At 71.6% G+C, this 24,223-nt stretch carries 26 protein-coding genes; 14 read left to right on the forward strand and 12 right to left on the reverse strand.

Going from position 1 to position 24,223, the window contains the following annotated elements; translation table 11 throughout:
- Positions 1-91: 91 nt before the first annotated feature.
- Positions 92-1,579, reverse strand: a complete 1,488-nt coding sequence (locus LHJ74_RS02945) for an aldehyde dehydrogenase family protein (RefSeq protein ID WP_260215831.1) — start codon at positions 1,577-1,579, stop codon at positions 92-94.
- Positions 1,580-1,677: 98 nt separating this feature from the next.
- Here LHJ74_RS02945 and LHJ74_RS02950 point away from each other — a divergent pair, with 98 nt between their 5' ends.
- The 3 genes from LHJ74_RS02950 to LHJ74_RS02960 are packed head-to-tail and all read left to right on the forward strand — an operon-like array spanning position 1,678 to position 4,431.
- The gene (locus LHJ74_RS02950) at positions 1,678-2,271 is read left to right on the forward strand and encodes a TetR/AcrR family transcriptional regulator (protein WP_260215832.1); all 594 of its coding nucleotides are present in this window, start codon (positions 1,678-1,680) and stop codon (positions 2,269-2,271) included.
- Positions 2,272-2,331: 60 nt separating this feature from the next.
- Positions 2,332-3,651 (forward strand): homogentisate 1,2-dioxygenase, encoded by a 1,320-nt coding sequence (hmgA, locus tag LHJ74_RS02955; RefSeq protein WP_260215833.1) that lies wholly within the window; start codon positions 2,332-2,334, stop codon positions 3,649-3,651.
- Positions 3,652-3,672: 21 nt separating this feature from the next.
- Positions 3,673-4,431, forward strand: a complete 759-nt coding sequence (locus LHJ74_RS02960; protein WP_260215834.1) for a GntR family transcriptional regulator — start codon at positions 3,673-3,675, stop codon at positions 4,429-4,431.
- A 179-nt stretch (positions 4,432-4,610) separates the two neighbouring features.
- Here the strand turns inward: LHJ74_RS02960 and LHJ74_RS02965 are convergent, their stop codons facing one another.
- The gene (locus LHJ74_RS02965; protein ID WP_260215836.1) at positions 4,611-4,877 is read right to left on the reverse strand and encodes a hypothetical protein; all 267 of its coding nucleotides are present in this window, start codon (positions 4,875-4,877) and stop codon (positions 4,611-4,613) included.
- A 169-nt stretch (positions 4,878-5,046) separates the two neighbouring features.
- Between LHJ74_RS02965 and LHJ74_RS02970 the strand changes: the two genes are divergently transcribed.
- From LHJ74_RS02970 to LHJ74_RS02980, 3 genes are all read left to right on the forward strand, one after another.
- Positions 5,047-6,222, forward strand: a complete 1,176-nt coding sequence (locus tag LHJ74_RS02970) for a DUF5925 domain-containing protein (RefSeq protein ID WP_260215837.1) — start codon at positions 5,047-5,049, stop codon at positions 6,220-6,222.
- Between the two features lie 138 nt (positions 6,223-6,360).
- Positions 6,361-6,993: a hypothetical protein gene (locus tag LHJ74_RS02975; RefSeq protein WP_260215838.1), complete on the forward strand. Its 633-nt coding sequence runs from the start codon at positions 6,361-6,363 to the stop codon at positions 6,991-6,993.
- A gap of 89 nt (positions 6,994-7,082) precedes the next feature.
- Positions 7,083-7,703 carry an L-threonylcarbamoyladenylate synthase gene (locus LHJ74_RS02980; protein ID WP_260215840.1) on the forward strand — a complete coding sequence of 207 codons (621 nt, stop codon included), beginning with the start codon at positions 7,083-7,085 and terminating at the stop codon, positions 7,701-7,703.
- An 11-nt stretch (positions 7,704-7,714) separates the two neighbouring features.
- Here the strand turns inward: LHJ74_RS02980 and LHJ74_RS02985 are convergent, their stop codons facing one another.
- On the reverse strand, positions 7,715-8,092 hold the full coding sequence (locus tag LHJ74_RS02985; RefSeq protein WP_260215841.1) for a GntR family transcriptional regulator: 378 nt from the start codon (positions 8,090-8,092) through the stop codon (positions 7,715-7,717).
- Between the two features lie 96 nt (positions 8,093-8,188).
- Positions 8,189-8,659, reverse strand: coding sequence for a MarR family winged helix-turn-helix transcriptional regulator (locus tag LHJ74_RS02990; protein WP_260215842.1), 471 nt, complete (start codon positions 8,657-8,659; stop codon positions 8,189-8,191).
- A gap of 111 nt (positions 8,660-8,770) precedes the next feature.
- Here LHJ74_RS02990 and LHJ74_RS02995 point away from each other — a divergent pair, with 111 nt between their 5' ends.
- The 4 genes from LHJ74_RS02995 to LHJ74_RS03010 all read left to right on the forward strand — a co-directional run bounded on the left by LHJ74_RS02995 (position 8,771) and on the right by LHJ74_RS03010 (position 12,581).
- Positions 8,771-9,307 carry a DoxX family protein gene (locus LHJ74_RS02995; protein ID WP_260215843.1) on the forward strand — a complete coding sequence of 179 codons (537 nt, stop codon included), beginning with the start codon at positions 8,771-8,773 and terminating at the stop codon, positions 9,305-9,307.
- Positions 9,308-9,320: 13 nt separating this feature from the next.
- The gene (locus LHJ74_RS03000) at positions 9,321-10,118 is read left to right on the forward strand and encodes a dioxygenase family protein (protein ID WP_260215844.1); all 798 of its coding nucleotides are present in this window, start codon (positions 9,321-9,323) and stop codon (positions 10,116-10,118) included.
- Positions 10,119-10,296: 178 nt separating this feature from the next.
- A complete protein-coding gene (locus tag LHJ74_RS03005; RefSeq protein WP_260215845.1) occupies positions 10,297-11,193 on the forward strand; it encodes an LLM class F420-dependent oxidoreductase in 897 nt (298 codons plus the stop codon).
- Between the two features lie 143 nt (positions 11,194-11,336).
- Entirely contained in the window at positions 11,337-12,581 is a 1,245-nt protein-coding gene (locus LHJ74_RS03010; protein WP_260215846.1) for an NHL repeat-containing protein, read from the forward strand.
- 131 nt (positions 12,582-12,712) lie between these two features.
- On the opposite strand, the gene LHJ74_RS03015 is transcribed toward LHJ74_RS03010, so the two are convergent.
- The 3 genes from LHJ74_RS03015 to LHJ74_RS03025 form a co-directional block, all read right to left on the reverse strand.
- The gene (locus LHJ74_RS03015; RefSeq protein ID WP_260215847.1) at positions 12,713-13,714 is read right to left on the reverse strand and encodes a ketopantoate reductase family protein; all 1,002 of its coding nucleotides are present in this window, start codon (positions 13,712-13,714) and stop codon (positions 12,713-12,715) included.
- Between the two features lie 95 nt (positions 13,715-13,809).
- Positions 13,810-15,162, reverse strand: a complete 1,353-nt coding sequence (locus LHJ74_RS03020) for a flavin-dependent oxidoreductase (RefSeq protein ID WP_260215848.1) — start codon at positions 15,160-15,162, stop codon at positions 13,810-13,812.
- A gap of 92 nt (positions 15,163-15,254) precedes the next feature.
- Entirely contained in the window at positions 15,255-16,202 is a 948-nt protein-coding gene (locus tag LHJ74_RS03025) for a GlxA family transcriptional regulator (protein ID WP_260215849.1), read from the reverse strand.
- A 106-nt stretch (positions 16,203-16,308) separates the two neighbouring features.
- Between LHJ74_RS03025 and LHJ74_RS03030 the strand changes: the two genes are divergently transcribed.
- A complete protein-coding gene (locus LHJ74_RS03030; RefSeq protein ID WP_260215850.1) occupies positions 16,309-17,640 on the forward strand; it encodes an MFS transporter in 1,332 nt (443 codons plus the stop codon).
- Between the two features lie 33 nt (positions 17,641-17,673).
- Here the strand turns inward: LHJ74_RS03030 and LHJ74_RS03035 are convergent, their stop codons facing one another.
- The gene (locus LHJ74_RS03035) at positions 17,674-19,089 is read right to left on the reverse strand and encodes a hypothetical protein (RefSeq protein WP_260215851.1); all 1,416 of its coding nucleotides are present in this window, start codon (positions 19,087-19,089) and stop codon (positions 17,674-17,676) included.
- Between the two features lie 140 nt (positions 19,090-19,229).
- Here LHJ74_RS03035 and LHJ74_RS03040 point away from each other — a divergent pair, with 140 nt between their 5' ends.
- Positions 19,230-19,856 carry a pyridoxamine 5'-phosphate oxidase family protein gene (locus tag LHJ74_RS03040; protein ID WP_260215852.1) on the forward strand — a complete coding sequence of 209 codons (627 nt, stop codon included), beginning with the start codon at positions 19,230-19,232 and terminating at the stop codon, positions 19,854-19,856.
- A gap of 76 nt (positions 19,857-19,932) precedes the next feature.
- Here LHJ74_RS03040 and LHJ74_RS03045 read toward each other — a convergent pair whose 3' ends face one another.
- Positions 19,933-20,571: a LysE family transporter gene (locus tag LHJ74_RS03045; protein WP_260215853.1), complete on the reverse strand. Its 639-nt coding sequence runs from the start codon at positions 20,569-20,571 to the stop codon at positions 19,933-19,935.
- Positions 20,572-20,644: 73 nt separating this feature from the next.
- Between LHJ74_RS03045 and LHJ74_RS03050 the strand changes: the two genes are divergently transcribed.
- A complete protein-coding gene (locus LHJ74_RS03050; RefSeq protein WP_260215854.1) occupies positions 20,645-21,598 on the forward strand; it encodes a LysR family transcriptional regulator in 954 nt (317 codons plus the stop codon).
- Here LHJ74_RS03050 and LHJ74_RS03055 read toward each other — a convergent pair.
- On the reverse strand, positions 21,589-21,855 hold the full coding sequence (locus LHJ74_RS03055) for an EamA family transporter (RefSeq protein WP_260215855.1): 267 nt from the start codon (positions 21,853-21,855) through the stop codon (positions 21,589-21,591). The genes LHJ74_RS03050 and LHJ74_RS03055 overlap by 10 nt on opposite strands.
- Positions 21,856-21,857: 2 nt before the next feature.
- Positions 21,858-22,412: an EamA family transporter gene (locus LHJ74_RS03060; RefSeq protein ID WP_260215856.1), complete on the reverse strand. Its 555-nt coding sequence runs from the start codon at positions 22,410-22,412 to the stop codon at positions 21,858-21,860.
- Positions 22,413-22,736: 324 nt separating this feature from the next.
- Here LHJ74_RS03060 and LHJ74_RS03065 point away from each other — a divergent pair, with 324 nt between their 5' ends.
- Positions 22,737-23,666, forward strand: coding sequence for a LysR family transcriptional regulator (locus LHJ74_RS03065; RefSeq protein ID WP_260215857.1), 930 nt, complete (start codon positions 22,737-22,739; stop codon positions 23,664-23,666).
- On the opposite strand, the gene LHJ74_RS03070 is transcribed toward LHJ74_RS03065, so the two are convergent.
- Positions 23,657-24,223, reverse strand: a complete 567-nt coding sequence (locus LHJ74_RS03070) for a TetR/AcrR family transcriptional regulator (protein WP_260215858.1) — start codon at positions 24,221-24,223, stop codon at positions 23,657-23,659. The two genes, LHJ74_RS03065 and LHJ74_RS03070, sit on opposite strands and share 10 nt — an antisense overlap.

Below are 24,223 nucleotides of genomic sequence, written 5' to 3' on the forward strand. Positions count from 1 at the left end.
GGGTCACTCACCGGCCGTGGGCCGGACCCTGGGGCGTGTTTGAGAAGTAGCGCCGGACCCCGCGAGACAGGCGGGACTTCTCCAACACGCCCTAAAGGTGGACCATGACGGTCTTGGTCTCGGTGTAGGCGTCCAGGACCTCGATGCCGTGTTCGCGGCCGAGACCGGACTGCTTGAAGCCGCCGAACGGCACCGTTCCGGCGCTCATGTCGGCGTAGGCGTTCACCCACACGGTCCCGGCGCGCAGGCCGTCGGCGGTGCGGTGGGCGTGTTCGAGGTTCGTCGTCCACACCGAGGCGGAGAGGCCGTAGATGGTGTCGTTGCCCTGGGCGATGGCGTCGTCGGCATCGGTGAAGGTCATCAGCGACGCGACCGGGCCGAAGATCTCCTCCCGCACGACGCGCGCCTCGCTCCCCACGTTCTCGATCAGCGTGGGCGGCATGTAGAGGCCGTGGCCCCTCTCGCCGGACGTCTCCAGGGTGCCGCCCTCCTCGCGGGCCACGTCCAGATAGGACGACACCCGCTTGAAGTGCTCGGGCGAGACCAGCGGCCCCATCCGGGTTTCCGGGTGGAAGGGGTCCCCGAGGGTGTACGCCTTCATCTCCTGGACCAGCAGTTCCCGGAACTGTTCGCGGACGGATTCCTGGACGAAGATCCGGCTTCCGGCGACGCAGCCCTCGCCGCTGCCCTGGGCGAAACCGGCGACGGCTCCCCTGGCGGCGGCCTCCAGGTCGGCGTCGGCGAAGACGATGGTCGGCGACTTGCCGCCGAGCTCCAGCGTCACCCGCTTGAGGTCCCTGCTGGAGACCTCCAGGATGCGCTTGCCCACGGCCAGTGAGCCGGTGAAGGAGATCTTGTCGACATCCCCGTGCTGGGTCAGCGCCTCGCCCGTGGTGACACCGTCGCCGGTCACGATGTTGACCACACCGGGCGGCAGGTCGGTGGTCTGCAGCAGCTCACCGATCCTCAGCGCTGACAGCGGTGACCAGGCGGCGGGCTTGGCGACCACGGTGTTGCCGGTCGCCAGCGCGGGGCCCAGCTTCCAGGCGAGTTGCAGGACCGGACCGTTCCAGGCGGTGATGGCCGCCACCACACCGAGCGGCTGGCGCAGGGTGTAGCTGAAGACCGTCGGGTCGGACGGCGCGGTCTGCCCGTATATCTTCGTCGGCCAGCCCGCGTAGTGCCGGAAGACCTCCACCGAGTGGTGCACCAGCCAGCGGGTCATCCACAGCGGGCCGCCCATGTCGAGCGAGTCCAGCACGGCCAGTTCCTCGGCGTGCGCCTCGATCACGTCGGCGATCTGGAGCAGCACCCTGCTGCGCTGGTAGGGGGTGATGTCCGCCCAGGAGGGCGCCTCGAAGGCGCGCCGGGCAGCCGCCACCGCCAGGTCGACGTCCTCGGGCCCGGCGGAGGCGACGGAGGCGAGGGCCTGCCCGGTGGTGGGGTCGAAGGTCTGGAAGGTCCTGGCTGCGACCGGGGCGGTCCATGCGCCGTCGATCAGCAGCTTCTTGGCCGGGCCCTCGGTGAGGAAGGCGGGGGCCGGGCGCGCCGAGGCGTCCAGCGTGAGGGGGGTCGTCATGAGTGCTCCTATGCAAACGAACTGGTTCGTTCCTCTTGCTCGACGGTAACCCCGGCCGCTCGGCTACGCAAACGAACCAGTTCGTTTAAAGTGCTGTCATGGACAATGTGGTCATGGACAAGGGACAGGCCAGCAGGCGGCGGCTCCTGGTTACCGCCGCCGCAGAATTCGCCGCTCACGGCATCGCCGGCGCGCGCGTCGACCGCATCTCGGCCGACGCGAAGGTGAGCAAGGCGCAGATGTACGCCTACTACGGCAGCAAGGAGGATCTGTTCGACGCCGTGCTCTTTGACCAGGTCCAAGGCGTCCTCGACGCCGCCCCGCTGACACCGGAGGATCTACCCGGCTACGCCGTCCGCCTGTACGACGCCTATCTCGTGCATCCACAGCTCGTGCGGCTGGCCACCTGGGCACGCCTGGAGCGCAAGCCCACCGGACACCTGTTCTCCGAGGCGGACGAAAGCCCCAAGATCCAGGCCGTCATCCGGGCTCAGGAATCCGGACACATCGATGCCGCACTGCCCCCGGCCGACGTGCACTCCATGGTGATCTCCCTGGCCATGACCTGGTCACCGGGCAGCCTCACTTACACCGCGACGGCGGCCGACCCGCAAGCCGACCACGACCGCCGCCGCACCAGCCTCGCCGCCGCCGCCCACCGCGCCTTCGCTCCCGCACCGCAGGGTCATTGACGTAGCAGGAGCTCCATTCCTATGGTCTTCCATAGGAATCTAGAGGTGGGAGCAATGCCGATGAGCAGCACCGAGCAGGCGCGCAAGGCGGCGGAGGGGTTGCACCACCTCTCCGGCTTCGGGAACGAGCACAGCAGCGAGGCCGTTCCAGGCGCCCTGCCCCTCGGCCGGAACTCACCGCAGCGCGCCCCCCTTGGCCTGTACGCGGAGCAGCTCAGCGGCAGCGCCTTCACCGAGCCCCGGTCCGCCAACCGCCGCTCGTGGCTCTACCGCATCCGCCCCTCGGCGGCCCACCCCCGGTTCGTGCGGGCGGAGAACGGCACGCTGGCCGGAGCCCCGTTCACCGACTCGGTGCCCGACCCCAACCGCCTCCGCTGGAATCCGCTCCCCGACCCGGCCCCCGGCACCGACTTCCTCTCCGGCCTGTGGACTCTGGGCGGGAACGGCGACGCGGCGCAGCGGGCCGGGATGGCCATCCATCTGTACGCCGCCGACTCCCCCATGACCGACCGGGTCTTCAGTGACGCCGACGGCGAACTGCTGATCGTGCCGGAGCGCGGCGGGCTGCTGCTGCGCACCGAGTTCGGGCTGCTGCGCGCCGAGCCCGGAGACGCCGCGCTGATCCCGCGCGGCGTGCGCTTCCGGGTCGAGCCGCTGGACGCCCTGGTGCGGGGGTACGTCTGCGAGAACTACGGCCGCCCGTTCGCCCTCCCCGACCTGGGCCCGATCGGTGCCAACGGGCTCGCGAACGCGCGGGACTTCCTGGCGCCGGTGGCGGCGTACGAGGACGAGGACCGGCCGGTCGAGGTGGTCAGCAAGTTCTGCGGCAACCTCTGGACGGCGACCTACGACCACTCCCCGCTGGATGTGGTGGCCTGGCACGGCAACCACGTGCCCTACGTCTATGACCTGCGCCGCTTCAACGTGCTGGGCAGCATCAGCTACGACCACCCGGATCCCTCGATCTTCACGGTGCTCACCTCCCCCTCCGACACCCCGGGACTGGCGGGGGTCGACTTCGTCGTCTTCGCTCCGCGCTGGCTGGTGGGCGAGGACACCTTCCGGCCGCCCTACTTCCACCGGAACGTGATGAGCGAGTACATGGGCCTGATCGAGGGGGCGTACGACGCCAAGGCCGAGGGCTTCGTGCCCGGCGGCGGCTCGCTGCACAACATGATGTCGGCACACGGACCGGACCGGGAGACCTTCGAGGCGGCCAGCGCCGCCGAGCTGAAGCCGCAGAAGGTGGACAACGGTCTCGCTATCATGTTCGAGACTCGTTGGCCGGTGACGGCCACTCCGCAGGCGCTGGACACGAGCCGCCTGCAACAGGGGTACGACCAGGTATGGCAGGGTCTCGAACGCCATTTCCGCTCATAACCGGAGCCCTTCGGAGCCGTCTTGACCGTTTTTGCTCCTGACTCGCTCAGTCTGAACCGGAAACTGCCCCTCTGGTATCAGGTCTCGCAGTCCCTGCGTGCCTCGATACTGGGCCGCACCGCGGACGCGCCGCTCCGCCTGCCGACCGAGGACCGGCTGGCGGCGCACTACGGCGTCAGCGTGCTGACCATGCGCCAGGCCCTCAAGGAGCTGGAGACGGAGGGGCTGATCAGCCGGCACCGGCGGCGCGGCACCTTCATCGAGCCCGCCACCCGCCGCGCCCGTACGGTGCGGGTACTGGGCTCGGTGGACGCCATCGTGGCCCAGCAGTCCGGCGAGGAGACCACGCTGCTGCACCACCGCGTCGGCGCGGTCCCGCCCGAGCTGGCCTCCTACTTCCCGGACATCGCCGAGACGATGACCTATCGCAGGCTGCGCCGCGACCGGGAGAGCGGAGAGCCGACGAACTGGGCGGAGAACCTGATACACCCCGAGGTCGCCGCGCATGTCGAAGCGGCCGATCTGGAACGCGGCTGGCCGATGACCAAGGTGCTGCGGGACGCGGTGGGGGTGCGGATCAGCCGGATCACCGACACCGTGGAGGCGCGGCTGGCGGACCCCGAGACGGCCCGGCTGCTGGAGGTGCCTCTGCTGAGCCCCATCCTGCACTACACGGGGGTGACCTACGACGAGTCCGGGCGGGTGGTGGACGTCGCGCGCATTCACTACCGGGGTGACCGCTTCTCGTTCGCGGTCACCGTGGACGCCGCACCGGACTGATCTCGGAGAAAAGGGATACCCGGGGGGATGCCGGGGGATATGGGTGCCTGGGGAGGAGTTTTCAGGGATGGCACTGCCCGGGCCGTCCCCCTCGGCCCCGGCAGCTATGCCAGCTCGGCGAGCCCACCCGCCCTGCTCCGCGAGCACGACGCTGTGGACCCGGCACCGCCGGCCCAGTGTCAGCCGCGCCCACCGAAGATCGATCGCCGCAACCTGCGCAGTGGCGCGAAGAGCGACACACGCGCACGCCGGGTCTTCGACCGGCTCGGAGCGGTGTCACGCCTGGTGATCTCCCGCATCAGCGTGGTTGCTTCCTCGGTTTCGACCAGCGGAACCGCGGGACCGGCAAGCACAGAGAGATGCCGGTCGAGGCGCGAGCTCGTCGCACCTGTGCCGCAGTTGATCGCGGGCACGCGCGCCCTACTGCGCACTGTTATCTGTTCCATGACACTCCCCACCCATACGAGGGCACCAGCCCGGGCACAGTAACCCTATCGCCAGTCCGCGACACTCCGGTATCCCGGTCACCTGATTCACCTACCCCGCAGGGCTGTTGACGAACGCTGTGCGAAAACGCACGTGCGAGGGCAGCGGCCATGCCGGATCATTACCGCCATGTGTGCCGACCGCCCCGCCGACGACAGGAGCCCCGTCGTCCTGCCTTCTCCCTCGCCCGCGTCCACTCAGGCATCCGCTCAGGCACCCGCCGAGCGCTCGCTGCCCCTCCGGCTGAACCTCGACGACAACGACTCCCCCTCGGATGTCCTCGACGCCCTCTTCCTGGGCCGCTTCACCACCGGGGAGCAGCCCTCTTCGCGCAGCCACTCGGTGAGCCGGGTGAAGAAGGACCACACCCTGCTGCCGCCGGGCGCGACCGTGCTGCGGGACGCGCAGGACGACGACCGCAGCACGGTGCTGGCCGAGGGCGAGGGCTGGACGATACTGGTCTCCCGGTGGAACGACGGCGCGGACGTCACGGTCACTGCGGTCAGCGGCGAACTGGCCGAGGAGCGCCTGAAGCAGGCGGTCGACGGCGCGGAGGACGAGCCGGAGCCGCAGCCCGAGAACGTCTCGATGGGCTTCTGGTACCAGTCGCCCCGGCGCGGCCCCTACCGCACCACCCGCACCATCACCGCCGGCACCTGGCAGGAGGTCAGCGCGAACTACACCGCCCCGGTCGCCGACGCCATGGGCGAGCTGATGAAGATCACCCCGGACGCCGTCTCCGGTCGGCTCCTGCTGCTGCACGGGCCGCCCGGTACGGGCAAGACCTCCGCCCTGCGCACACTTGCCCGCTCGTGGCGGGACTGGTGCCAGGTGGACTGTGTACTGGACCCGGAGCGGCTGTTCAACGACATCGGCTATCTGATGGACATCGCGATCGGGGCGGACGACTCCGAGTCGGGCCAGGAGCGCTGGCGGCTGCTGCTGCTGGAGGACTGCGACGAGCTGATCCGCGGCGAGGCCAAGTACGCGGCGGGCCAGGCCCTCTCCCGGCTGCTGAACCTGACGGACGGGCTGCTCGGCCAGGGCCGCAACGTACTGGTCGGGGTCACCACCAACGAGGACCTGGAGCGGCTGCACCCGGCGGTCGTACGGCCCGGCCGGTGCCTGGCGCGGATCGAGGTCGGCAAGCTGACCCGCGGTGAGGCGGTCGACTGGCTCGGTACGGAGGAGGGAATCGGGCGGGACGGCGCGACGCTGGCCGAGCTGTTCGCCCTGCGCCGGGGCACCTCGCCGGCATCGGTGCCCTTCCAGGGTGACCGCGCCGACGCGGGGCTGTACCTCTGACGCCCGCCCGTACGGCCCTCACCGCGCTGGGCCGTACGGGCCGTACGCGTTCCCGCAATCACCCTCGGGGAGTACAACCCTGCTGCCGTCCGAGGTGTCCCTGTGAAGAGAGATTCTTCTTGGGGGAAGGTTTTGACCATGCGTTCTCACCGATTCCGCACCATCGCGGCCTGTGCTGCCGTCGCCTCCGCCGCCTTCGGGATGAGCCTCGCCACCGCCGGGCAGAGCCTGGCGAAGGAGCGCCCGGTCGCTCCCGCGCCCGGCTTCCTGGAGGCCGAGGAGCTGCCGCCGCACCCGTCGTCCGAGTGGCGGGCGGGCGATGTCACGGAGGGGCTGCCCGACCCGCTGCCCTTCTGTCTGGATGACGACGCCCTGCGGGAGGAGGGCGACAGCTACCACCGCACGTTCAGCACGGATCTGGACACCGGCGCGGTCCAGGTCAGCGTCACCGCGCGAAGCACCGAGGAGGCAGCCGAGGTCGCCGCCGAGCTGGAGGAGTCCGTCGCGGAATGCGCCGGTGACTGGCTCAGCGCAAATCCGGGCGGCACCGCCTCCTGGAACGACTACGGCAAGGTGGACGCAGGGGACGGCGCACATCTGTACGGCGTGTACGTCGCGCAGCCCAACTCCTCGCACAATGTCCATCTCTTCGGCGTCGGGCGGGACGGCACCACCGTGACCGCCATCCACTGGGGCCAGATCGGCACCCTCGCGGACGCGCCCGTCCAGGACTTCCGCAAGACCACCATCACGGCGGTGAACAGGCTGTAGGAGGTCGCCGGAGTCCGCCGCCCCGGTCCGTACGGCACGCGGTACGGGCCGGGGTGCGGCCTGGGCGGCAGAGATCATAAGCTCGGTGGATGGCGAAGTATTTCGATGTGCACCCGGACAACCCGCAGCGCCGCACGATGAGCGGAGTGGCCGACAGCATCCGCGCGGGCGCACTTGTCGCCTATCCGACGGACTCCTGTTTCGCCCTCGGCTGCCAGCTGGGCAATCAGGACGGCATCAACCGCATCCGCTCCATCCGGCAGCTGACCGATCGGCACCATTTCACACTGATGTGTCAGGACTTCGCCCAGCTGGGCCAGTTCGTGCACATCGACAACAGGGTGTTCCGTACGATCAAGGCGGCCACGCCCGGCAGCTACACCTTCATCCTCCCGGCGACGAAGGAGGTGCCGCGCAAGCTGATGCAGCCGAAGAAGAAGACGGTCGGCGTCCGGATCCCGGACCATGTCGTCACGCAGGCGCTGCTCGCCGAGCTGGGTGAGCCGCTGGTCTCCAGCACCCTGCTGCTGCCCGACGAACCCGAGCCGCTGACCCAGGGCTGGGAGATCAAGGAGCGGCTGGACTTCGTGGTGGACGCGGTGATCGACTCCGGCGACTGCGGCACCGAGCCGACGACCGTCGTCGACTTCTCCGGCGACGAGGCCGAGATCGTACGCCGGGGAGCGGGCGACCCCGCGCGCTTCGAGTAGCGGCCTGCGCCTCAGCCTTTCTGGAAGGCCGCGCGCAGCGCCTCCTCCACGGCCGCGCGTGCGGCGGCCCGGTCGGCCCCCAGCCGGTACGCGCGGTGCGCGTACGTCTGCGCGGCCTCGGCCAGCGCGCGGTCCGCCGCGTCACCGGCTGCGGCGATGAAGGTGCCGTTGCGGCCCCGGGTCTCGATCACCCCGTCGGTCTCCAGGGTGCGGTACGCCTTGGCGACCGTGTTCGCCGCCAGCCCCAGTTCCTGCGCCAGGGCGCGTACGGTCGGCAGCCGGTGCCCGGTGGGCAGCCGTCCGCTGCGGGCCCCGTCGGCGATCTGGGCGCGCAGCTGCTCGTAGGGCGGCTCGGCCGAGGTGGGGTCCAGGCTGATCTGCTGGGGCACGTGCGCTCCGGCTCTGCTCGGGAAGGGTGTGCGCGGGCGGGGGCTCGCAGGGCGGGCCGCTGCTGATTCTCCCCCTGCGGGGGCGGAGGCGCGGCCTCAGCCGGGAGCCCGGTCGATGGCGAGGCGGCGGCCGACCCGGCCCAGGGCACCGGCCAGCACCTCCAGCTCCTCGGGCTCCAGGAGATCGATGAGCGAGGCGCGCACGGCCGCCACATGTCCCGGCGCCGCCTCGCGGAGGACCCGGCGGCCCTCGTCGGTGATCACGGCCAGCACTCCTCGTACGTCCGTGGGACAGGAGCGGCGCCGCACCAGGCCACGCCTCTCCAGTTGTCCGACCTGGTAGGTGAGCCCGCTCTTCGAGGTGATGAGCAGGTCGGCCAGTTCGGTCATCCGGATCTCACCGTGCGGGCAGGCCTCCAGTCGTACGAGGATCTCGTACTGCGGATGAGAGAGCCCTGCCTCGTCCCGTAGCTGCTGTTCCAGATGGCGGGCCACACGGTTGCTCGCCTGGAGGAAACCCTCCCAGGCTGCCATTTCGCGCTCGTCCAGCCACCGAGTCTCGTTCATGCATCTATTCTACGCAGTTGTTCAAATTCCAACTACGCGCTAGCCTCGACGTTATTCGAATTTGAACAACCTGAAGCAGCTTCCCCGAACGACCAGCTCGGAGTCCCCCTCATGACGTCCCCCCGCGCCGCCGCACTCCCCTCCCCCGGCACCCCCGCCTCCGCACCCGCGCACGACACCGGGCTGCTGCTGCTCCGGCTCGCCCTGGGCCTCACCCTGGCCGCGCACGGCGTGCAGAAGCTCTTCGGCTGGTTCGACGGCGGCGGGATCACGGGCACCGGCCAGTTCTTCACCTCCGTCGGCTACCCGTCCGGCGAGACCATGGCCGTCGCCGCCGGAGTCACCGAGACGTTCGGCGGCCTCGCGCTCGCCGCCGGGCTGCTCACCCCGCTGGCGGGCGCCGCCGTCCTCGGCACCCTGCTCAACGCGCTCGCCGTCCGGTGGGGCGACGGCTTCTTCGCCCCCGCCGGAGTGGAGTACGAACTGCTGCTCGTGGTCGGCGCCGCCGTCCTGACCCTCGCCGGCCCCGGCCGCCTCGCCGCCGACCGGCTCCTGCCCGTGCTCCCCTCGCACCGCCTCGTGCACGGCACCGCCGCCGTGCTGCTGGCCGTGGTCGCGGCGGGGATCATCCTTCTCGTACGCGACTGAGGTGCCGCCCGCCATGACCGAAGACCGCACAGCCGCCGCCCGGATGCCCGTGCTCTACCTCTCCCACGGGGCGCCCCCACTCGCCGACGACCCCCTGTGGACCGGCCAGCTGGCCGCCTGGGCGGCCCGGCTGCCGCGCCCGAAGGCGGTGCTGATGATCTCCGCGCACTGGGAGTCCGCGCCGGTCACCCTCTCCGCCACCGGCACCGTGCCCCTGGTGTACGACTTCTGGGGCTTCCCCGAGCACTACTACCAGGTGCGCTATCCGGCGCCCGGCGCGCCGGCGCTGGCCGACCGGCTGCGGCGCCTGCTGGACTCCCCCGAGACACCCGTGCACGACGATCCGCACCGGGGCCTGGACCACGGGGCGTACGTCCCGCTGGTCGAGATGTACCCCGACGCCGACGTCCCCGTACTCCAGATGTCGATGCCCTCACTCGACCCGGAGGAACTGATGCGGCTCGGCCGGCGCCTCGCACCGCTGCGGGACGCCGGAGTACTCATGATCGGCAGCGGCTTCTTCACCCACAATCTGAGCGGTCTGATGTGGGGCGCGGGGCCCGACGAAGCCCCCGGGTGGTCACGGGAGTTCGACGACTGGGGCCGTCAGGCGCTCGCGGGCGGCGACATCGACGCCCTGCTGGACTTCCGGCACCGCGCCCCGGCGGGCCGCCTCGCCCATCCGCGCACCGAACACTTCGCACCGCTGTTCGTCACCCTCGGCGCCGGAGAAGCGGACCTGGGCACCCAGCGCACCGTCATCGACGGCTTCTGGGGCGGACTGGCCAAGCGATCCGTGCAACTCGGCTAACGACCTGGTGCACTGGCTATCGTGCACCAGGTCGTAAGGGCCGTCCCGTAGGGCCGGTTCCGGAAGGTACCCCGATTGACCCGCGGCGTCCGGCTGGACGGGGCGGCGCCGCGCCCCGCCGACGGCGGACACGCCGTCGCCCGGAATAGCCGCACCGCGCGGCGGGTTCGGTCATGGCATGGAAAGCACCACGCCCACACAGTCCCTCGCCCATGACCTCGGACGCCTCGGCATCTGGAGCGCCACGCTGCGGTCGGAGGACCCGGCCCATCGCGGCGCGATCACCGAAGCGGCGGCCGAGCTCGAAGAGCTGGGCTACGGCACCATCTGGCTGGGCGGCAGCCCCGGAGTCGAGCAGGCCCTCCCCGTACTGGCGGCCACCTCGCGGATCGCGGTGGCCACCGGCATCCTCAGCATCTGGTCGCACGAACCAGCCGATGTGGCCGCCGCGTTCACGGAGGCGAACGCAGCACACGGCGGCCGGTTCGTGCTCGGCCTCGGTGTCAGCCACGGTGCCCTGACCGACCGCTACCGGCGGCCGTACTCGGCGATGGCCGATTACCTCACCGCCCTGGACGAGTCGCCCACACCGGTCCCGGCCGACCGCCGGATGCTGGCCGCGCTCGGCCCCCGGATGCTCAGGCTGTCCCGGGACCGGACAGGCGGCGCGCACCCGTACCTGGTCACTCCCGAGCACACCGCCGAGGCCCGCGACGTCCTGGGCGAGGCCGCCGTGCTGGCGCCGGAACTGAAGGTGGTACTCGACCCCGACCTCGACCGCGCCCGTACCACCGCGCGCGCCTACCTGTCGCGCTACCTGGCTCTCCCCAACTACACCAACAACCTGGAACGCCTAGGCTTCACCGAGGACGACTTCCGGGAGGGCGGCAGCGACAGGCTGCTCGCCGCGGTGTTCGCCCTCGGCGACGCCGAGACCGTACGGGCACGGGCCGACGGCTTCTTCGCCGCGGGAGCCGACCACCTCGCCCTCCAGGTGGTCACCGAGGACCCCGCCAACGACATCCCCCTGCCCGCCTACCGCACGCTGGCCGACACCTTCGGTCTCGGCCGCTAGGGCGGGGGCCGCCCCGGTTTCTTCCGGCTCATCGGCCGCTGGCTGTTCGGCTTCTGCTGGATGGCCGTCTTCGTCCCCCTCCCTCTGGCATCGGACAGCGACGTGGAGCAGCAGGACGCGGTGGTTCTGCGTAGGGTGCGTCGATGATCCGTTCCTTTCGTTTGCTGTCCCGGAGGCGGCGCCAGGCCCTGACAGGCGCGGGTGTCGCCGTCGCGGCCGTCGCCGGATTCACCGTCTACCACGTCACCTCCAGCGAGGCGGACCGTCCGCTGAACGTCGAGTTCGTGCTCGGCGGCGGGGCGGACGGCGCCGGCGAGGGCGGGGAGTTGAAGATCAGTGGCAGTTACGCGGGGCTCGCCGCCGCCCCCGACGGCACCGTCTACCTGTTCACGCAGGAGGACGACGGGATGGTGATGTGGCAGCGGAAGCCCTCCGGCGCCACCAAGCGCACTGCCGTCTCCGGCCTGGACGAGGCGGACGCGGAGCAGGCTGCCGTCGCACCCGACGGATCCGTCTACCTCGCGGCCGGCGACCTGTGGAAGGTCAACCCGGAGGGCAAGGCGACCAAGGTCGTCCGGACCTGCAGGAAACCCGACCCGCTCGCGACAACGGTGAAGGAGTTCTGCGCCGGAGAGATCACCGGCGTCGCGCTCGCCGAGGACGGCTCCCTGTACATCGGCGACCAGGTGAACTGGGGGGAGACAGCCTCCTATGTGCACCGGATCGACGGCGATTCGGTCGAGCGGGTGGCGGGGCGCCCGCCCAGGGACGGCGAGTCCTACAAGCGCTCCAATCCGGCGGTGAAGAACGGCGTCAACCCGGCCGCGGGTACGAAGGCGAAGGAGGTGCTGGTCACAGACAACTGGAACTCCGGCTGGCTCGCGTCCGGTAAGGACGGCCTCTACTGGAGGTCGGGCCCGGGGATCGTGCGGATTGACCGTGACGGCACGCTGAGCCCGTTCATGGCGGCTGCGGCCCCTGACCGGGTCACCGAAGGGAAGGGGCCCTTCGACAGCGCGGGCAAAGCGCGCGACGCGATGATCTCGCGCAACGTCTCCGACGGCCCGCGGGGCGGCTTGGCCGCCGTCCCGGGGCGTGGCGAGGTCTACTACGCCGACAGCGGTGAGTACTACCGGCCCGCTCTGGAGGGCCCGTACCGCTGGCGCGGAGCCTCATCCGACGCGCAGAAGGAGCTCCTCGAGAAATCGACCAACGGGAAGCTCGTCAAGCGGGTGTCCGACGGGGAGCTGTCCTCGGTGATCGCGGGAGTACAGGCCCTCGCGACTTCCGACGACGCGCTGTACGTCGCCGTGGAGGCCGAAACCGGAGACGACCGCAGCACTCCGGAGAACTGGACCACGGCGGTCGTCCGGGTGGGCCTCCCGTAGGAGGACAGGACGGCCGAGCCTCAACCTCCAGCAGCCCGCGGACGGTCCATGGCGTACCCGTCCCGTCCGCGAAGGCCGGCGCGGACGGCAGACCCTGGGGGTGAGGGCCGTACCGCGCCGGTGACTCGGGCTCAGGCGCGGGCGGCGGCCTCGTCGGCCAGGGCCGTCAGATCACCGATGGACGTCGTACCCGGCGGCAGCCCCTCCCGCGCGAAGATGTTCGCCGCGTGCCGCAGAGTGTCGTTGACCGGCGTAGGCACCCCGTGCAGGCGCCCGAGCAGCGAGATCTCCCCGTTGAGGTAGTCGGCTTCCACCGACCCCGTGCCCCGCGCCAGGCTCTGCCACGAGGACCCGCCCCGCACCCCCGGAGGCGGCTGGACCTTGCCGTCGCGTGCCGCCGCCTGCTCGGCCTCCGAGACGTACGCGATGCCCGCCGCCTCGAACACGGCCTCGCCCTCACGGACCGCCCGCTGCTGCAACGCCGTCTTCTCCTGGCCCGGTTCCGGGCCAGTCGCCGCCTGGATCGCGTTGGCCAGATTCGCCAGCAGCTTTCCGTACTTCCACCGCATCACGTCCTCGACCACCGGCGCGTCGAATCCGGCCTCCGACAGGTCGGCCGCGATCCGGTGGGCGAGCCTGCCGGTCCCGCCCGCCGCCGGGCCCAGATGGAGCATCCCCGTCAGTGGAGCGCACAACGCCGAGACCACACCCGGCTCCAGGAAGGTCGCGGGCAGCCAGACGCACATCCCGTACACGCGCGCGAAGCGCCGCAGGGCCAGGCGTTCGCTCTCCACTCCGTTCTGCGCGCACAGCACGGGCAGCCGCTGCGCCGCCGTGCCGCCGCCCGCGATCTCCGCGTCACCCCACGCGTCGAGCGCGGCGATCGCGTCCTGGGTCTTCACGGTCAGCAGCAGCACATCGTCCGGCCGCAGTTCACCGAGGTCCGCGGGCCCGGTGACCACGGACAGGCGGTGTACGCGCTCCCCGTCTGCCGTCGTCAGCCGCAGCCCGTCCGCCCGCAGCGCCTCGGCGTGCGCGCCGCGCGCGACGAGGACGGCCTCCCGGCCTGCCTCCGCGAGGCGCCCGCCGATGGTCGCGCCGATCGCCCCGGCGCCAATGATCACGTAACGCATGCCTGGAGCCTGGCACATCCCTCGCCGTGCCCGGCGTCCGGGTGACCGCGCAGCGCGGTCGGTGACCGTGCCAGGGCGGCGAGCGGGGCGAAGCACTAGGATCCGCCGGGCGCGCCTGTCCGTACGGACCAGGAGGGGCGGGAGTTGAGCGCGCTCACGTCCATGTCCGTGGTGCGGCGCATACCCTCGCGCATGCCCGTCAGTTCGGCTGCGGTGAGTACCTCGCCGATGTGGCGGAAGCCGTCCGGTGCCCTCTCGGCCACCGTGTTCAGCACTCGGTCGGAGGGCATGTCGCGGCAGGCGGAGGCTATTTCGTTCGCCGGGCCGAGCCGCTCCGTCTCGTACGCCCGGAGCGCGGCGGCCGGGTCCGGCCGTCTCCCGGACGGGCTGCCGGGTCTGGACCCTCCGGCGAGCTCCCGGGCCAGCTCGCGGGCGAAGACGCGCGCGTCGAGTACTGCCTGCGAACCGCCGTTGGAGCCGACCGGCAGCATGGGGTGCGCGGCGTCGCCCAGCAGCGTCACCCGCCCCCGGCCCCAGCGGGAGAGCGGATCACGGTCCACCATCGGGTAGTCGAGGATGCTCGGTGCGCCACGCAGCAGCGCGGCGATGTCGAGTCCGGCTATGCGCCAGTCCTCGAAGTACGGCAGCACGTCCGCCAGTCGCCCCTGGCGTGACCAGTCGGCGCCGGGCACGGCCGACGATGCGGGCAGCCGCACCTCGGCCACCCAGTTGACCTGACCGTCGCCCAGCGGATAGACGACCACACGGGCGGGACGGTAGCTGCCCGCGACGATCATCGTGCTGCCGTCCAGCGGCGGCGGGGCGTGTGTGACGCCGCGCCACATGCGTATGCCGTTCCAGCATGGTTCGCCCTCGCCCGGGTGCAGTTGGCGGCGTACGGCGGAGTGGAGGCCGTCGGCCCCGATCAGCACGTCGGCGTCCAGCTCCGCCGCGGGGCCGGCGGAGCTCCCCCGGTCCCGGAGCAGCCCGGTCACGCCGTCGGCGCGCTCCTCGAAGCCCTCCAGCGTGAGCGCCGTACGCACCGCGCCCGGTCCCAGGCGTTTCTTGACGGCGTCGAGCAGTATCCGCTGGAGTTCGCCCCGGTGCACGGACAGCTGCGGCCATCGGTAGCCCGCGAACCGCCCACGGGGGTGGGCGGTGATCCGGTTGCCGTGCCGGTCGGTCAGCAGCAGCCGACGCGGCTCGGCGGAGACCGCCGCCAGCTGCTCCCCCAGGCCGAGTTCGGTCAGCTCGCGCACCGCATGCGGCTGGAGGTTTATCCCCGCCCCGACCGGCAGCAGTCGCTCGGAGGCGTCCACGACCGTGATGCCGCCGCCCACTCCGGCGGCGTGCAGGCTGAGTGCCGTACTCAGCCCTCCGATTCCCGCCCCGACTATCAGTACACGCAGGTCTTTCACCGGTATTTCCGCGCCAAGTGCCGTGACCATGCCGTAGGTCCCTCTCGGACGTGTGTGCGGGCGGTGTTGCCGCGCCGCACACCGTACCGGGGCATGTTCGTACGCCAGTCCGGAACCCGGTGTTACGTACGGAAGGTCCGGCGGTAGGCGCCGGGCGTGGTGCCCAGAGCGCGGCGGAAGTGCTGCCGCAGGCCGTCGCCCGTGCCGATCCCGCTGCGCTCGGCGACGGAGTCGACCGGCAGGTCGGTGGTCTCCAGCAACTCCCGTGCACGGGTAAGCCGTTGCCGGTTGAGCCACTTGAGGGGAGTGGTACCGACCTCCCGCGCGAAGTACCGCCCGAAGGTACGGGTGCTCATCCCGGCCCGCCCGGCCAGCTCCACCACCGTCAGCGGTTCGTGCAGCCGAGACAGCGCCCAGTCGAGCACCGGTGCCAGCCCCTCGCCCGTACGGCCGCCCGCTGCGGGGCGGGCCGGGGCCGGTACGAACTGCGCCTGGTCGCCTTCGCGGTGCGGAGCGACGACCATGCGGCGGCTGGTCTCCCCCGCCGCCCGCGTGCCGTAGTCGCGGCGGACGATGTGCAGGCACAGGTCGATGGCGGCGGCCGTGCCCGCGCTGGTGAGGATGTCGCCGTCATCAACGTAGAGCGACTGCGCGTCGACCCGCACCCGGGGGTGACGGCGGCGCAGCTCTTCCGCGTACATCCAGTGCGTCGCGACCGTACGCCCGTCCAGCAGCCCGGCGGCCGCGAGGACGAAGGCGCCGGAGCAGAGCGAGGCGAGACGGGCACCGCGCGCGTGCGCGGCGGCCAGCGCGCGCAGGAGGCGGGGCGGCGGTTCGTAGGTGCCCATCACGCAGGCCGGGACGATCACCAGATCCGCGTCGTCCAGCGCGTCGAGGCCGCGCGCGGTCTCCAGCCGCAGGCCGCCGGCGGCGCTCTGCGAACCGGGGGCCGTCCCGCAGAGGGTCAGTGTGTATCCCGGCTGGTCGAAGACGGCGCAGGGGACGGCGAGTTCGAAAAGCGAGGTCTCCTCGAGGACGGTCACGGCGACCCGGACCGGTGGTCGGCTCACCTGGGCCTCACTCCGGGGTTGGCGTACGTCTGGTTGGCGTAAATCTTCGGGACCTTGTCATTTGCGCCAATGGTAGCCCGCACGCCGCGTCAGCAGGCTGGTCCCCATGGACACAGCCCCCGTACGCACCCCAACCCCCGCTCCCGCGCCCACACCCCCCTCCGCACCGGCACCGGCCCGGGCCCGGCTTCCCCCGCAGTGGCGGCTCGGGCTGGCCGGGGTGGCAGGGATCGGCGTCACCTTCGGTTTCGCCCGCTACGGATACGGTCTCTTCCTCCCCGAGTTCCGCCGCGATTTCGGCCTGTCCGTCGCCCAGGTGGGCCTGATCGGGAGCGCGGGCTACGTCGGCTTTCTGGCCGCCCTGCTGCTGGTCGGCGGGCTGGTCGCGCGCTTCGGGCCTCGCCCGCTGGTGGTGACGGGCGGGCTGTCGGCCACCGTCGGCATGGTCCTGGTGTCCGTCGCACGCGACCCCGGCACGCTCACGGCGGGCCTGGTGCTGGCCGGTACCAGCCCAGGCTGGGCCTGGGCGCCCTACTCCGATGCCGTCGACCGCATGGTGCCCGCCGGGCTCCGGGCGAAGGTGATGGGGGCCATCGCCACCGGTACGGCCTTCGCCGTCGTCCTCGCCGGGCCACTGGCCCTGCTGGCACGGGACACCGGCTGGCGCTTCGTCTGGCTGGTCTTCGCCGCTCTGACACTGCTCACCACGGTCGGCAACGCCCGGGTGCTGCCGACGGGCCCGCACCGTCGGCAAACGGCCGGGACGACGGACGGGAAGCCGGACGGGAAGCCGCCCGGAAAGCCGGAGCGCACCGCGCTGCGCACCTTCGCCACCCGCCGTGCCGTGCCGCTCTTCTGGACTGCGGTGCTCTACGGCTTGGTGGGCGCCGTCTACTGGGCCTTCGCCGTCGAGGCGGTCAGCGACGCGGCGGGTGAGGGCAGCATCATCGTGCCACTCTTCTGGACCGTGATGGGCCTGTCCGGCACGGCAGGAGTACTGACCGGCCACGCCGTCTCGCGGTACGGGCTGCGCGCCGTGCACACCGGCCTGTTCGCGGGCATCACCGCCGCCGTCGCCCTGCTGGGCGCGGCGCCGGGCACGCTGGGTGCGGTGCTGGTCTCGGGGCTGCTGTACGGGCCGTCCTTCATGGCGGGTTCCGGGCTGCTGGCCGTCTGGAGCTACCGGGTCTTCCCCGCACAGCCGTCGACGGGCTTCAGCGCCACCGTGTTCTTCGTCGGGCTGGGCACCGTCGCCGGGCCCGCCGCGCTGGGGGCGGCGGCGGACTCGTACGGACTGCGCACGGCGCTGCTGGTGACGGCCGCACTGGGCGCGGCGTCGCTGGCCATGCGGCCTGCGCACAGCGCGGGCGGTGAGGCAGGAAGCGAGCCCGGTGCCAGTACCGGTGCACGGGCGGATGCCGCTGCCGGCGCCGAGTAGGGCGGTGCCGAGTAGGGCGGTGCGGCCCGCTGCTCAGAACCCGCCGCCGAAGTCGCCACCGCCCCCGAAGCCACCGCCGAAGTCACCGAAGCCGCCGCCGAAGTCGCCCGGCTCGAAGTCGGAGCCGGACATGTCGCCGCCCCCGTAGTCGCCGCCTTCGCCGCCCCCGTACGCACCGGCGGCGTCGGCTCCGTAGCCGTAGGGACCGATGGCGCTGCCCAGCATGGTGCCCATCAGCAGGCCGGGCAGCAGGCCGCCGCCGAAGTAGCCGTAGGCCCACGGTCCGTAGACGGGACCAGCCTCCCAGTACGGCCGCCGCCCGGACGGCGTCTCCACCTCGCGGGCCATCGGCTCCGCACCGTCCGCCAGCCGGACGGCGTCGGCTGCGCAGACGGGCACGGTCCGTTCGGTGCCGCCCTCCGGTGCCCACAGCGCGTCCTCGGCCGCCGGGCCGTGCCGGGGGTCGAAGAAGCACGGCGTACGGCGTTCGGGCAGCGGCTTACCGGACCGTCGCGCGTCCAGCGTGGCCAGCGAGAACCGGCCCTCCTCCAGCGCCCGGGTCACCTTCCGCACCTCACCGGGGCGGCGCGCGTCGGCCATCATCGCCTTCGCCTTCTCGTACGAATCGAGCGCGCTTGCGTAGTCCTCGCGCATCGCGTCGTCCATTCCCGCGGTCTGCGGGGAGATGTCGATCCGGTCCAGCTCCTCGCCGAAGGCGGTGATGTCCTCGTCCACCACGGGGCGCAGCGTCGCCAGCTGCTGCCGCTCCCATTCGGCGCGGCGCTGCCTGCGGCTGCGGGCCTTGACGAACAGGGAGCCGCCGACGGTGAGGGCGAGCAGCGCGACCAGACCGGTCAGCACGGCGAGGCCCCCGGCGCCCAAACCGCCGGCATCCGGTCCGCCGTCCGCGCCTTCCCAGGAGGCCGGTGCCGTGCCCTCCGCCTGCTGGACCGCCTGATCGGTGAATCCGGTGACCATGGCCTGTACGTCGCCGGGATCGGAGCGCTCCACGGCTCCGGCGAGGTTCGCCACCTCGGCACGGGACATCACCGAGGAGTCGGCGCGGGCGGAGAAGTCGTCGCCCAGCGCGACCACGTAGGCACCCGTGATGCCGACTTTGGTCCGCAGGTCCTGGAACAGCGTCGCCTTGTCGAATTCGGCGGCGTCGGGCAGTACGGCGACGAAGACCGGAACATCGGCCTTTTCGATGGTGTCGGCCAGGGCACGGGCCTCGTTTCCGTGCAGCTCACCGGCGGACCTCGGGTCGACGTAGACGGGCCCCTGGCGCAGGTTCGCGGCAGCCCGGTCGAGCCCGTCCGCCGCCCGCGCTCCCGTCGACGTGGCGACCACCAGCGCGAGTGCGGCGGCCAGCACGGTGGCGAGCGCGGCGACGAGCACGCCCGGCAGCCGGACGGGAAGCGGTCCCCCGTACTTCGGTGCGGTGCTCATACTTCACGGTAACTCGGCCAGGCGCCCCGCGGGCAGTCGTGGGAGCAGGTTCGTGGGCAGTCCTGCGCGGGGCGGGCGGTGCGGGGCGGTGCAGGGCGGTGCAGGGCGGTGCAGGGCGGGCGGATCGTAGTATCGGTGCCATGACAACAGAGTTTGTGGAGGTCACGTCCGAGTCCGAACTCCGTGAGCTGATCGGCGAGCCCACCACGCATGCCGTACACAAGACACGGCCCGTCCTGCATGAGCTGGACCGCGAATGGCTGGCGCAGACGCCGCTCTGCCTGATAGCGACCTGCGGTCCGGACGGCACCTGCGACGTCTCACCGAAGGGCGATCCGCCCGGCTTCGTCAAGGTGCTCGACGAGCGCACGCTCGCGATCCCGGACCGCCCGGGCAACAAGCGGGTCGACGGCCTCCGCAACATCCTCGCCAACCCGCACGTCGGCCTGATCTTCCTGCTGCCCGGCCGCGGTGACACGCTCCGCGTCAACGGCCGGGCCAAGATCGTGCGGGAGGCGCCGTTCCTCGACGAGATGGTCGTCCGGCGCAACCGCCCGAAGCTGGCCGTGGTCGTCGAGATCGACGAGGTCTTCCACCACTGCTCCAAGGCGTTTCTGCGCTCCCACGCCTGGCAGCCGGAGACCTGGCATCCGGAGGCGGTGCCGAGCCGGGCCCGTATCGCCAAGGCCCTCGACCGGCAGGGCGATTCGCTGGAGTTCCTGGAGGACTACTACGGGCCGAAGTACGCGGAGAAGCTGTACGGCTGAGCGCCTGGCCCACGGGTGAGCGGGGCGCGGCGCGGGAAGCGGGCGCGGCGAGTGGCCGGCCCGCCGGGCATCCGCCTCACGCGGGCAGCAGGAGCAGACCCACCGCGAGGGCCGTGATCACCACGCTCGACACCACCGCCGTCACCATCCGCCCGCGCGGACCGGTCAGGGCCCGGCCGAGCACCGTACCGCCGGCGGCCAGCAGCAGCTGCCAGCTCGCGGAAGCAGTGGTCACCGCCGCGACGTAGGCGATCCCGCCCAGCACCCCCGCGTCCCCGCCCACGCCCGCCTGACGGCCCAGCACCAGCGCCGAGAAGTAGATGATGGTCCACGGGTTGAGCAGGGTCAGGCCGAGGAATCCCAGATACGCCCGCCACGGCGCACCCAGGCCACGGTGCCGGGCGCCCGGCGCCTCCGGCGCACCGCGGCTGCGCAGCGCGGTCACCGCAATTCGCACTGCCATCGCGACGAGCACCAGTGCGGCGACCCACCGCAGCGGCCCCGCGACCGGCCGCACCGCGTGCGCCACCGCCGCGCCGCCGAGCAGCGCGAGCGCCGCGTAGGAGCCGTCGGCCGTCGCCACCCCGAGGGCACCCGAGGCGCCCACCCGGAAGGAGGTCCGTGCCGCCAGGTTCACCAGCAGCACGGCGAGGGCGCCGACCGGGATGGCGAGGGCGTAGCCCGCCCACAGGCCCGCGAGGATCGATTCGGTCATGACAGGCAGTCTCGAACGCCGGATTTTCCAGGTCCATCGAAAGATTCAGCACGGCATCTTGTTGAATAGCCACATGATTGATCCGCGCCTCCAGACCCTGCGCGTGCTGTACGAGCGAGGCACCGTCACGGCGGCGGCCGAGGCCCTGCACCTCACCCCGTCGACGGTCTCCCAGCAGCTCCGCCAGCTCGCCGACCGCCTCGGTGTGACGCTCCTCGAACCGCACGGCCGCCGGGTGAGGCTTACCCCGGCGGCGCTGGCACTGCTGCGGCACGCGGACGCGATGTTCGCCCGCTGGGAAGAGGCCGACGCGGAGCTGGCGGCCTACCGCGACGGCACCGCCGGACGGCTGCGGGTATCCGCCGTGGCCACCGCCCTCGCGGCGATCGTCGCCCCGGCGGCGGAGCGGCTGCGCCGCGAGCACCCCGCCATGACCGTCGACCTGACCGAGGATCCCGGGGAGGACCGCATGGGGCTGCTGCTGACCGACCGGGCCGACATCGCCGTCGTCATCCCCGCCCCCGGCGGACCGCCGCCGGACGATCCGCGCTTCGACCAGCAGCCCTTGTACGAGGAGCCGCAGGACCTCCTCGTACCGGCCGGACACCGCCTCGCCGCACGGCGGCGGGACGGCGTGCGGCTGACGGAGGCCAAAACCGAGAGCTGGATCCGCGCGGGCGACCCCCGCGACCAGCACACGCTGCTCCTGACGGCCTGCGCCGCCGCCGGGTTCACCCCCCGGATGTCGCACGGCGCGGTGGAATGGCATGCGGTCGCGGCGCTGGTGGCGCACGGCTTCGGAATCAGCCTGGTGCCCCGGCTCGCGTATGTGCCACGGGAGTTCGACGTCGTACGGGTCCCGCTGCGCGGGCGCCCGGCCCCCACCCGCCAACTCCTCGCCTGCGTCCGCCGCGGCAGCGCCCACCACACCCCGATCACCCGCGGCCTAGCGGCCCTGCGGGAGGCCGCAGAGGAGGTCGCGGGCACGGGGCCGGCCGACCAGGGCTCGTCGCACCTTCAGCGGTGATCGTCGCCTTGCTGAGCCCGCGCGTGGCCGCTCGTGTGGACGGCGACGGCGCCGACTGAGGCCGCTGTGACGAGGCCGACGGCCAGCCACTGAAGCGTGGATAGACGCTCGTGGAGGAGCAGGAGGCCTGCCATGCCGGCGGCTGCGGGTTCCAGGCTCTGCAGGACTCCCACCACACGGGCCGGCAATCGGCGAAGCGCCGTCAGCTCCAGGGAGTAGGGCAGCGCCGCGGACAACAGGGCCACCAGAAGTCCCAACGTCAGAGCGTGGGGCTGCACCATCTGGTCACCGCGGACAGAACGGCGAAGGTCAGACCGGTCACGGACAGCGGGCCTGAGGAGGATGAGCCGGGAAGCATGAAGCACGCGATCCCCGCCGCTGCGAGCAGCCCCCAGGCGGCATCGCGTGCGCGGCGAGAGGTCGCCAGGGACACCGCCAGCGGGCCGGTCAGTTGAATGGTCACCGCCACACCCAGGGGCATGCGCTCCAGGGCCAGGTAGACGAGGTTCATACCGGCGATCGCCGCGCCGAAGGCGAGAATCAGCAGACGACTCTCGCGGTCGGCGGGCAGGCGGCGCGGACGCCACAGCAACAGGAGGAGCAGAGCGGCGAGCAGCAGCCGCAATGCGACGGCCCCCATAGGGCCCCCGGCGGTGCCGATCAGTTGCTTGCCCAGTGCCTGGCCGCTCTGGACGCTGATGACGCTGCCCAGTACGAGCAACGGGGCCGGGACGGGCAAGCGGCGCCCGTAACCGACGGGATCAACGCGCCGTTCGGCGGCGGATCGATCCCGCAGGGAGCCCGTCCTGCTCACGCTTGGTGACACTCCGGCTCGGCAGCCACGGCCCAATTCGCCTCTCGGGCCTGGTCACTTCCCGGGACGACCAGACGAGGCGGGGCTGTTGGGGCGGGCGTGTGCCATACCCGCAGCAGACCGCAGACGCAGCGCGCGTACACGATGGTTCCGTCGGAGACGGAATGGCGGGAGACCACGTTCTCGGACTGCCCCGCAGGCCAGCCACATGCAGGGCACCTGCGTTCAGCTTGCCCAGAAGGATCAGTCATGCCTCCTAGTTTCGACACTCGCAGCATGCACGTCTATCGCACATTTCCGCATGTAATCATGTTGCATGACTGCATGATTGATCTCGGTCTCCTACAGACGTTCCGTGTGCTCCAGGAGCAGGGCACCGTGACGGCGGCAGCGCGGACGCTGAGTCTGTCGCCGTCCGCCGTCTCGCAGCAGCTCAGACAACTCTCACGCCAGGCCGGAGCGGAACTCCTCGAACCGGACGGCCGGCGCCTGCGCCTGACCGCCACGGGGCGCGTACTACTCCGTCACGCGGACGTCATGTGCGCCCAGTGGGAGGAGGCGCGTGCCGAGCTGGCGCAGCATGGAGCCCCCTCGCGTCGCACGTTGCGCCTCGCGGGCTTCGCCACGAGCGTCGGACCGCTCCTCGCGCCCGCCGCTGAAGACCTGCTGCATGCCGCCAGACCGACTCAGGCCACCGTCACAGAGACGGACACGCGTGGCTGCTACCAGCAGCTCCTCGCGAACCGCGTCGACATCGCCGTGCTGACCCCCTTGTCCGACAGCCCACCGATCGACGACGCCCGGTTCCACCAGGAACCTCTGCTGGAAGACGTGCTGGACTTGGTCGTGCCCGCGCACCACCGGCTCGCGACGCAAGAGGGCGTCGACTTGTCGGCAGCGGAGCGCGAGACCTGGATCTCACCTCATCACGACCAGGACCGCCTCACCCACGCCCTGTGCACCGCCGCCGGCTTCGCCCCGCGCACCGTGCACCACGCCGACGAATGGCATGCGGTACTGGCCCTCGTCAGTCATGGCCTCGGCGTGTGCCTGGTGCCGCGCCTCATCTCCCTCGACGCCCATCCACGAGCAGTCCGACTGCCCCTGAAGGGCGACCCGCCACCCTCCCGCCGCATCCTCACGTGCGTGCGCCGGGGAAGTTCGGGTCAGAGTGTGGTCTCCGATGGGTTGAAGGCGCTCAGGGCGCGTGCAGAGCAGGAGGCCACGACGACACGACCTGGTTGTCAGCGATGAGACACGTCTCCGCATCCAGGTTCACCCCAGCCGTTCGCGACCGACCGGCGGCATCGGTCGGAGCGGTCTCCTGCGCTGACGAACAGTGCGGTCAGCATGGGAACGCCGTGGCCGAGTGCCTGGCGCGGCAAGGGGCCGGTGGCGACGAGTGAGGCGATTCCGTGGCCGATGGTCCAGCTTTGCGTGGCCAGCTCCAAGGGGTCGACGTCCTCGCGGAAGCGGCCGGCCGCCTTGGCTCGTTCGACGGTGCGGACCAGGCAGTGCAGCGCTTCGTCCGCCGCGTCGGCGTCTTCGAGTGCGAAGCCGGCGTCGAACATGACTCGGTAGAGGTCAGGGCTCTCCAGGGCGTTGGACAGGTAGGCGGCTCCCAGGGCGGCGAGGTCCCGCACCGGGTCCGCGGACGCCGAAACGGTGGCGAGTTTGGCGGCCAGCCGGATGAAGCCCTCCTGGCGCAGCGCCTGCCACAGGCCGCCCATGCCGCCGAAGTAGGTGTAGACGGCCATCGTCGATACGCCGGTCCCGGCGACCAGCGTGCGGAGCGTCACCGGTTGCCGCAT

The sequence above is a fragment of the Streptomyces gossypii genome (genome assembly GCF_025165795.1).
Lineage (GTDB): Bacteria > Actinomycetota > Actinomycetes > Streptomycetales > Streptomycetaceae > Streptomyces > Streptomyces gossypii.

What these genes read in the sequence shown, in the direction of transcription:
- LHJ74_RS02945 (WP_260215831.1), bottom strand. Translation starts at nt 1,579, where the DNA reads ATGACGACCCCCCTCACGCTGGACGCCTCGGCGCGCCCGGCCCCCGCC.
- LHJ74_RS02950 (WP_260215832.1), top strand. Translation starts at nt 1,678, where the DNA reads ATGGACAATGTGGTCATGGACAAGGGACAGGCCAGCAGGCGGCGGCTC.
- hmgA (WP_260215833.1), top strand. Translation starts at nt 2,332, where the DNA reads ATGAGCAGCACCGAGCAGGCGCGCAAGGCGGCGGAGGGGTTGCACCAC.
- LHJ74_RS02965 (WP_260215836.1), bottom strand. Translation starts at nt 4,877, where the DNA reads ATGGAACAGATAACAGTGCGCAGTAGGGCGCGCGTGCCCGCGATCAAC.
- LHJ74_RS02970 (WP_260215837.1), top strand. Translation starts at nt 5,047, where the DNA reads ATGTGTGCCGACCGCCCCGCCGACGACAGGAGCCCCGTCGTCCTGCCT.
- LHJ74_RS02975 (WP_260215838.1), top strand. Translation starts at nt 6,361, where the DNA reads ATGCGTTCTCACCGATTCCGCACCATCGCGGCCTGTGCTGCCGTCGCC.
- LHJ74_RS02980 (WP_260215840.1), top strand. Translation starts at nt 7,083, where the DNA reads ATGGCGAAGTATTTCGATGTGCACCCGGACAACCCGCAGCGCCGCACG.
- LHJ74_RS02990 (WP_260215842.1), bottom strand. Translation starts at nt 8,659, where the DNA reads ATGAACGAGACTCGGTGGCTGGACGAGCGCGAAATGGCAGCCTGGGAG.
- LHJ74_RS02995 (WP_260215843.1), top strand. Translation starts at nt 8,771, where the DNA reads ATGACGTCCCCCCGCGCCGCCGCACTCCCCTCCCCCGGCACCCCCGCC.
- LHJ74_RS03000 (WP_260215844.1), top strand. Translation starts at nt 9,321, where the DNA reads ATGACCGAAGACCGCACAGCCGCCGCCCGGATGCCCGTGCTCTACCTC.
- LHJ74_RS03005 (WP_260215845.1), top strand. Translation starts at nt 10,297, where the DNA reads ATGGAAAGCACCACGCCCACACAGTCCCTCGCCCATGACCTCGGACGC.
- LHJ74_RS03010 (WP_260215846.1), top strand. Translation starts at nt 11,337, where the DNA reads ATGATCCGTTCCTTTCGTTTGCTGTCCCGGAGGCGGCGCCAGGCCCTG.
- LHJ74_RS03015 (WP_260215847.1), bottom strand. Translation starts at nt 13,714, where the DNA reads ATGCGTTACGTGATCATTGGCGCCGGGGCGATCGGCGCGACCATCGGC.
- LHJ74_RS03020 (WP_260215848.1), bottom strand. Translation starts at nt 15,162, where the DNA reads ATGGTCACGGCACTTGGCGCGGAAATACCGGTGAAAGACCTGCGTGTA.
- LHJ74_RS03030 (WP_260215850.1), top strand. Translation starts at nt 16,309, where the DNA reads ATGGACACAGCCCCCGTACGCACCCCAACCCCCGCTCCCGCGCCCACA.
- LHJ74_RS03035 (WP_260215851.1), bottom strand. Translation starts at nt 19,089, where the DNA reads ATGAGCACCGCACCGAAGTACGGGGGACCGCTTCCCGTCCGGCTGCCG.
- LHJ74_RS03040 (WP_260215852.1), top strand. Translation starts at nt 19,230, where the DNA reads ATGACAACAGAGTTTGTGGAGGTCACGTCCGAGTCCGAACTCCGTGAG.
- LHJ74_RS03045 (WP_260215853.1), bottom strand. Translation starts at nt 20,571, where the DNA reads ATGACCGAATCGATCCTCGCGGGCCTGTGGGCGGGCTACGCCCTCGCC.
- LHJ74_RS03050 (WP_260215854.1), top strand. Translation starts at nt 20,645, where the DNA reads ATGATTGATCCGCGCCTCCAGACCCTGCGCGTGCTGTACGAGCGAGGC.
- LHJ74_RS03065 (WP_260215857.1), top strand. Translation starts at nt 22,737, where the DNA reads ATGATTGATCTCGGTCTCCTACAGACGTTCCGTGTGCTCCAGGAGCAG.
- LHJ74_RS03070 (WP_260215858.1), bottom strand. Translation starts at nt 24,223, where the DNA reads ATGCGGCAACCGGTGACGCTCCGCACGCTGGTCGCCGGGACCGGCGTA.